General features: G+C 74.4%; 7 protein-coding genes. All 7 read right to left on the bottom strand.

Features of this window, described 5'->3' with window-relative positions; genetic code table 11:
* Nucleotides 1-551, bottom strand: a 551-nt coding sequence (locus tag SSNG_RS27275) for an ABC transporter substrate-binding protein (protein WP_007267156.1), incomplete at its 3' end; no start/stop codon positions are given.
* Between the two features lie 181 nt (nt 552-732).
* Complete coding sequence (locus SSNG_RS27270) at nt 733-1443, bottom strand: GntR family transcriptional regulator (protein WP_042802026.1); 711 nt, start codon at nt 1441-1443, stop codon at nt 733-735.
* Nucleotides 1444-1499: 56 nt separating this feature from the next.
* Complete coding sequence (locus tag SSNG_RS27265; RefSeq protein WP_128637174.1) at nt 1500-2480, bottom strand: ornithine cyclodeaminase; 981 nt, start codon at nt 2478-2480, stop codon at nt 1500-1502.
* Nucleotides 2477-3496, bottom strand: coding sequence for a proline racemase family protein (locus tag SSNG_RS27260; RefSeq protein WP_042802024.1), 1020 nt, complete (start codon nt 3494-3496; stop codon nt 2477-2479). The genes SSNG_RS27265 and SSNG_RS27260 overlap by 4 nt, the downstream gene beginning before the upstream one ends.
* Entirely contained in the window at nt 3493-4497 is a 1005-nt protein-coding gene (locus tag SSNG_RS27255) for a proline racemase family protein (protein WP_007267152.1), read from the bottom strand. Before SSNG_RS27255 ends, SSNG_RS27260 begins: the two co-directional genes overlap by 4 nt.
* A gap of 17 nt (nt 4498-4514) precedes the next feature.
* Nucleotides 4515-5441 (bottom strand): dihydrodipicolinate synthase family protein, encoded by a 927-nt coding sequence (locus SSNG_RS27250; protein ID WP_007267151.1) that lies wholly within the window; start codon nt 5439-5441, stop codon nt 4515-4517.
* A gap of 125 nt (nt 5442-5566) precedes the next feature.
* The coding region (locus SSNG_RS27245) for a (2Fe-2S)-binding protein (protein ID WP_042802022.1) at nt 5567-5820 on the bottom strand (254 nt) is incomplete at its 5' end.

Below are 5820 nucleotides of genomic sequence, written 5' to 3'. Positions count from 1 at the left end.
TCGAGGTGCTGCCCCTGGAGGGGGCCCTTGTAGCCCTCGGCGCCGGCCAGGTACTGGGCGGCGTAGTCGGGGCCGCCGGTCAGGTCGGGGGCGAAGGAGCGCTCGACGTTGTACTTGACGTCCTGGGCCCTGATGGGGCTGCCGTCCTCGTACTTGAGGCCTTCCTTGAGGGTGAAGGTCCAGGTGCGGCCGCCGTTGGAGGGGGTGCCGAGGTCGGTGGCGAGGTCGGGGACGAGCTCGCTGCCGGCCTTGCCGGGCTCCGCCTTGAAGGTGACGAGCGTGCGGTAGAGCAGCCGGGTGCCGAAGTCCATGGTCGGCAGCGTCCAGTTGCGGGCCGGGTCGAGGTGGGAGAAGTCCTGGTTGGACAGGACGGTGAGGGTGCCGCCCTTGACCGGGGTCCCGCCGAGGACCTTCCCGTCGTTGGCGGCGGCGGGGTTGGAGGCTCCGGCGCCCGCCGCGGGGCCCTTCTTGGTGTCGGAGCAGCCCGAGGCGCCGAGTACGAGCGTCGCCACCAGGGCGGTGGCGAGGGTGAGCTGGGTGCGCTTGGTCATGGGTCACTCCAGGGAAGGGCCGCGCTTTAGGATGTGACCGGTAACATAGTAATGTGAAATTGTACTGACAAGAGGTTGCCGCCGCCGTTATCCAGCCGTGTCCAAAACCGGTGGGGGAAAAGCGAGTTGGGCCCGGACCAGAAGGTCCGGGCCCTGGGTCGGCGGCGGAGGCCGGGCCGGGTCAGAGGCCCGAGCCGAGACCGCCCTGGGGCCGGCCCACGGGCTCGTCGCGCCCCTGCGCCCAGAGCGAGCGGACGTGGCCCAGGTGCCGCTGCATGCAGGCCTCGGCCGCCTCCGCGTCACCGGCGATCATCAGGTCGAGCAGCTCGATGTGCTCCTCGGCGGAGGAGACCAGCTTGCCGGCCTCGTCCAGGCCCGTGAGCCCGTACAGCCGGGAGCGCTTGCGCAGGTCGCCGACCGTCTCGACCAGGCGCTCGTTGCCCGCGAGGGCCAGCAGCCCGAGGTGGAAGCGGCGGTCGGCCTCCAGGTAGCCGATGAGGTTGTGTTCGCGGGCGCTGGTGACGATCTCCTCGGCGACCGGGCGCAGCTGCTCCAGCTGATCGGCCGTGGCCATCCGGGTGACCCGGCCGACGGTCGGGACCTCGATCATCGTGCGGAGTTCGGTGTACTGGTCGAGGTCGCGCTCGCTGACCTCGGTGATCCGGAAGCCCTTGTTGCGGACCGGCTCCACCAGGCCCTCGCGGGCGAGGTCCAGCATGGCCTCGCGGACCGGGGTGGCCGAGACCCCGAGCTCGGCGGCGAGGCCCGGGGCCGAGTAGACGCTGCCGGGGCGCAGCTCGCCCGCTATCAGCGCGGCGCGCAGGGCGTGGCCGACCTGGTCGCGCAGCCGCTCCTGGGCCTTGATGAGACTGTGCTGCTTCAGGTCACCCATTGCTCTTCCTCCGAGACCCCGCACACCACCGACGTGCGGAGGAACAGCGTACAATGTCACGTTTCGCTGTTCGCTCCGGTCGCGTGGTAGATCGCCACCGCGACGGCAAGATCTTCCCAGGCCATGCCCACGCTCTTGAAGAGCTGTGGACAACTCGGCCTCCCGGCCGCGGAATTGCGTCCCGCGACCAGGTCGGCGAGGGTGCCGGCGATATGACCGGGCCCGATCGCCCCCTCCGCCTCCGGCACCAGCAGGTCCCCCGCCTCGCGCAGCGCGGCCGCCCGCGACTCCACGTACACCGCCGCGCGTCGCACGAGGGCGGTGTCGGTCTCCCGGGCGTCCGGCTCGTGCGAGCCGACGGCGACGACCACCGCCCCGGGGGCGACCAGGCGCCCGTCGAAGAGCGGCTCGCGGGCGGTGGTGCAGCACAGCACCAGGTCGGCGCCGGCCACATCGGCCGGTGTGCCCGTGCGGGCGGGGACGCCCAGGCCCCGGGCGTGCGCCGCCAGCCGCTCGGCACGGCCCGGGTCGCGGGCCACCACCACCGCCCCGGCCAGGTCCCGCAGTTCCAGCACCGCTTCGAGGTGCCCGTACGCCTGCGGTCCCGAGCCGAACAGCACCAGCCGCAGCGGGCGCCCCGGCGCGGTCAGGTACCGCAGGGCGAGCGCGGAGACCGCCGGGGTGCGCAGGGCGGTCAGGGCGGCGCCGTCCAGCAGGGCCAGCGGGCGCAGGGTGGGGCCGTCCAGCAGGAGGTAGCTGCCGGTGATCCGGGGCAGTCCCCGCGCCGGGTTGCCGGGGGCCACCCCGGCGATCTTCACTCCGGCGTACGCGCCCGACGCGGCCGGCATCAGCAGCAGTTCGCCGCCGGGCGCGGGCACGCTGGTGCGCTGCGGGCAGGCCTCCGGGTCCAGGCCGGCGCGCAGGGCGGCCGCCAGGGCGTCGGCGGCCCGCCCGGGGGTGAGCAGCCCGGCCGTGTCGCGGGCGTCCAGCTGGAGGAGGCCCGTCGCGGGGAGGCCCGTCGCGGGGAGGCCCGTCACAGGAGGAAGCCCGCGCCGAGGGCGTCGTACGGGTCGGCGGTGAAGGCGTGCTCGCCGGTGCGGTAGGCGGTCCCGGTGACCTCGGTGACCCCGCCCGCGAGGAAGCGCCCCGTGAAGACGGTGCCGGTCACCGACTCGTGCAGCAGGTCCTCCCCCGCCCCCAGCCGGCCGTCCTCCGCGAGCAGCGCGAGCCGGGCGGAGGTCCCGGAGCCGCAGGGCGAGCGGTCGACCTGCCCGTCGGCGAAGACGGTGACGTTGCGCTGGTGCGGCCCGAAGGGGGTGTCGGGCAGCTCCTCGTACAGGACCACCCCGTAGACCCCGGACAGCAGCGGGCCGCCCGGGTGCCAGGTCGCCGGGTGGGTGGCGAGGGCGGCCCGGACCTCCCGGCCGGCGCGTACGAGTTCGGGCAGGGCCGCCGGGGTGACCTCCAGGCCGAGGTCCCGCGCGGCGACGGAGGCGTAGCAGGCCCCGGCGTGGGCGATGTCCACCTCCGCGAGGCCGAGGGTGGTGGCCACCGGGACCTTGCGGGCGGCCACCCGGGCCGGGACGTTGCGGAAGGTGACCCCGGTGGTGCGGCCCTCGGACCGGTGGACGGTGGCGGTGACCCGGCCCGACGGCACGTCGATGCGGACCTGGGCGTCCCCGTCGTCGGGCGCCGGGACGCGGCCGGTGTCCACGGCCCAGGCGCCGAGCGCCATGGTGCCGTGGCCGCAGGCGGTGGAGTAGCCGTCCTTGTGCCAGAACAGCACCCCGAGGTGGGCCCCGTCGTCGTCCGGGGGCACCACGAACCCGCCGTACATCCCGGCGTGCCCGCGCGGCTCCTGCACCAGCAGGCGCCGTACCTCGTCCAGCGGGCTGCGGCGCGGCATGGTGCCGGAGCCCCCGGGGCCGATGGCCGTGGCGCAGCGCTCGGCGACCGTGTCACCGGGGACGGGGGGCAGCCCGCCCGCGGTGAAGTCGACGATGCGGAAGGGCTCGCCCGCCGTGTGGTAGTCGGTGGTGCGGACGGTGGTCACAGCAGGAACCCTCCGGGGAAGGGGTCGGCCGGGTCGAGGAAGTACTGTGCGGTTCCGGTGATCCAGGCCCGCCCGGTGACGGTGGGGACCACCGCCGGCCTGCCGCCCACCGTGGTGTCCCCGACGAGCCGGCCGGTGAACTCGGTGCCGATGAAGGACTCGTTGACGAAGTCCGTACCGAGCGGCAGCAGCCCCCGGGCGTGCAGCTGGGCCATGCGCGCGCTGGTCCCCGTACCGCAGGGCGAGCGGTCGAACCAGCCGGGGTGGATGGCCATGGCGTGCCGGGAGCGGCGGGCGTCGGAGCCGGGGGCGGCGAGGTAGACGTGCTTGACCCCGGCGATGGAGGGGTTCTCGGGGTGGACGGGGCGGTCGGGTCCGCCGTTGACCGCGTCCATGACGGCGAGGCCCGCGGCGATCAGGTCCTCCTTGCGGGCCCGGTCGAAGGGGAGCCGCAGGGCGTCGAGTTCGACGAAGGCGTAGAAGTTGCCGCCGTAGGCGAGGTCGTAGCCGACCGTGCCGAAGCCGGGCACCTCGGCCTTCAGGTCGAGGCCCACGCAGAAGGCCGGGACGTTGGTGAAGGTGACGGCGGTGGCCGCGCCGTCCTCGACGCGTACGTCGACGCTCACCAGTCCGGCGGGGGTGTCGAGCCGGACCGTGGTGACCGGCTCGACGGCCGGGACCATGCCGGTCTCGACCAGGACGGTGGCCACCCCGATCGTCCCGTGCCCGCACATGGGCAGCAGGCCCGACACCTCGATGTAGAGCACGCCGAAGTCGGCGTCGGGCCGGGTGGGGGGCTGCAGGATGGCACCGCTCATCGCCGCGTGGCCGCGCGGCTCGTACATGAGCAGGGTGCGGACGTGGTCCATGTGCTCCATGAAGTGGAGCCGCTTGTCGGCCATGGTGGCACCGGGGATCACCCCGACGCCGCCGGTGATCACCCGGGTGGGCATGCCCTCCGTGTGGGAGTCCACGGCGTGGTAGATGTGGCGCGTGCGCATTGCGGTCCCCCCTGGGACTAGTTGAGGCCCTCGGCCAGGGCCTTCTCGGTGGCGGCGCGGACGGCGGCCTCGGTCTCCCCGGTGAGCGGGAAGCGCGGGGGGCGGGTGGCGCCGCCGGGGCGTCCGGCGAGGTCCATGGAGAGCTTGATGGCCTGGACGAACTCGGTCTTGGAGTCCCAGCGCAGCAGGGAGTGCAGGGACTTGTAGAGCGGCAGGGCGGTGGCGAGGTCGCCCGCGACGGCGGCCCGGTACAGGGTCGCGCAGGACTGCGGGAGGGCGTTGGGGTAGCCGGCGATCCAGCCGACGGCGCCGGCGAGGGCGAGTTCGAGCAGGACGTCGTCGGCGCCGATGAGCAGGTCGAGGCCCGGGGCGAGCTCGGCGATCTCGTAGGCGCGGCGGACGTCGCCGCTGAACTCCTTGACGGCGACGATGCTGCCGTCGGCGTGCAGGCGGGCGAGGAGGTCGGGGGTCAGGTCGACCTTGGTGTCGTACGGGTTGTTGTACGCGACCACCGGCAGGCCCGACCGGGCGACCTCGGCGTAGTGGGCGCGCACGGTCTCGTCGTCGGCCCGGAAGGCGTTGGGGGGCAGGAGCAGGACGGAGCCCGCACCGGCCTCGGCGGCCTGGTCGGCCCAGCGGCGTGCCTCGGCGCTGCCGTACGCGGCCACGCCGGGCATCACGCGGGCGCCGTCGCCGGCGGCCTCGACGGCGGTGCGCACGACACGGGCCCGCTCCTCGTCGGTGAGGGTCTGGTACTCGCCGAGGGAGCCGTTGGGGACGACGCCGTCGCAGCCGTTCTCGATCAGCCAGGCGACGTGTTCGGCGTAGGCGTCGTAGTCGACGGAGAGGTCCGCGCGCAGGGGCAGGGCGGTGGCGACCATGATGCCGTGCCAGGGGCGGGTGCGGGTGTCGGCGCTGGGCGCGGGGGTGGGCGCGTGGGTCATGAAGGACTCCCTAGTGTGATGTGTGACATTTTACTAGTGGGTGTGAGTCGGCCACAAGGGTCCGGGCGGACCCGATCAGTGGCCCGGGGTGGGAAGTTCGGCGTCCGGGGACGCCTGCCGCGGGCCTACCGCGGGGCCTGCCGCGGGGCCTGCGGCTCCAGGGCCGCGAGGTGGCGCAGCGGGACGGGGCAGGACAGGGGGCGCCGGTCGGGTGCCTGGGCTCCGCCCGCGAGGGCCGCCACGGCCGGACCGCACATCCGGCCCTGGCACCAGCCCATTCCGGCCCGGGTGAGGAGTTTGACCGTACGGGCGTCCCGCGCGCCGAGCTCCTCCACCGCCTCGCGGATCCGGTCGGCCGGGACCTCCTCGCAGCGGCACA

The sequence above is a fragment of the Streptomyces sp. C genome, assembly GCF_000158895.1.
Taxonomy (GTDB): Bacteria; Actinomycetota; Actinomycetes; order Streptomycetales; family Streptomycetaceae; genus Streptomyces; species Streptomyces racemochromogenes.
This window is presented reverse-complemented; position numbering and strand designations above follow the sequence as displayed.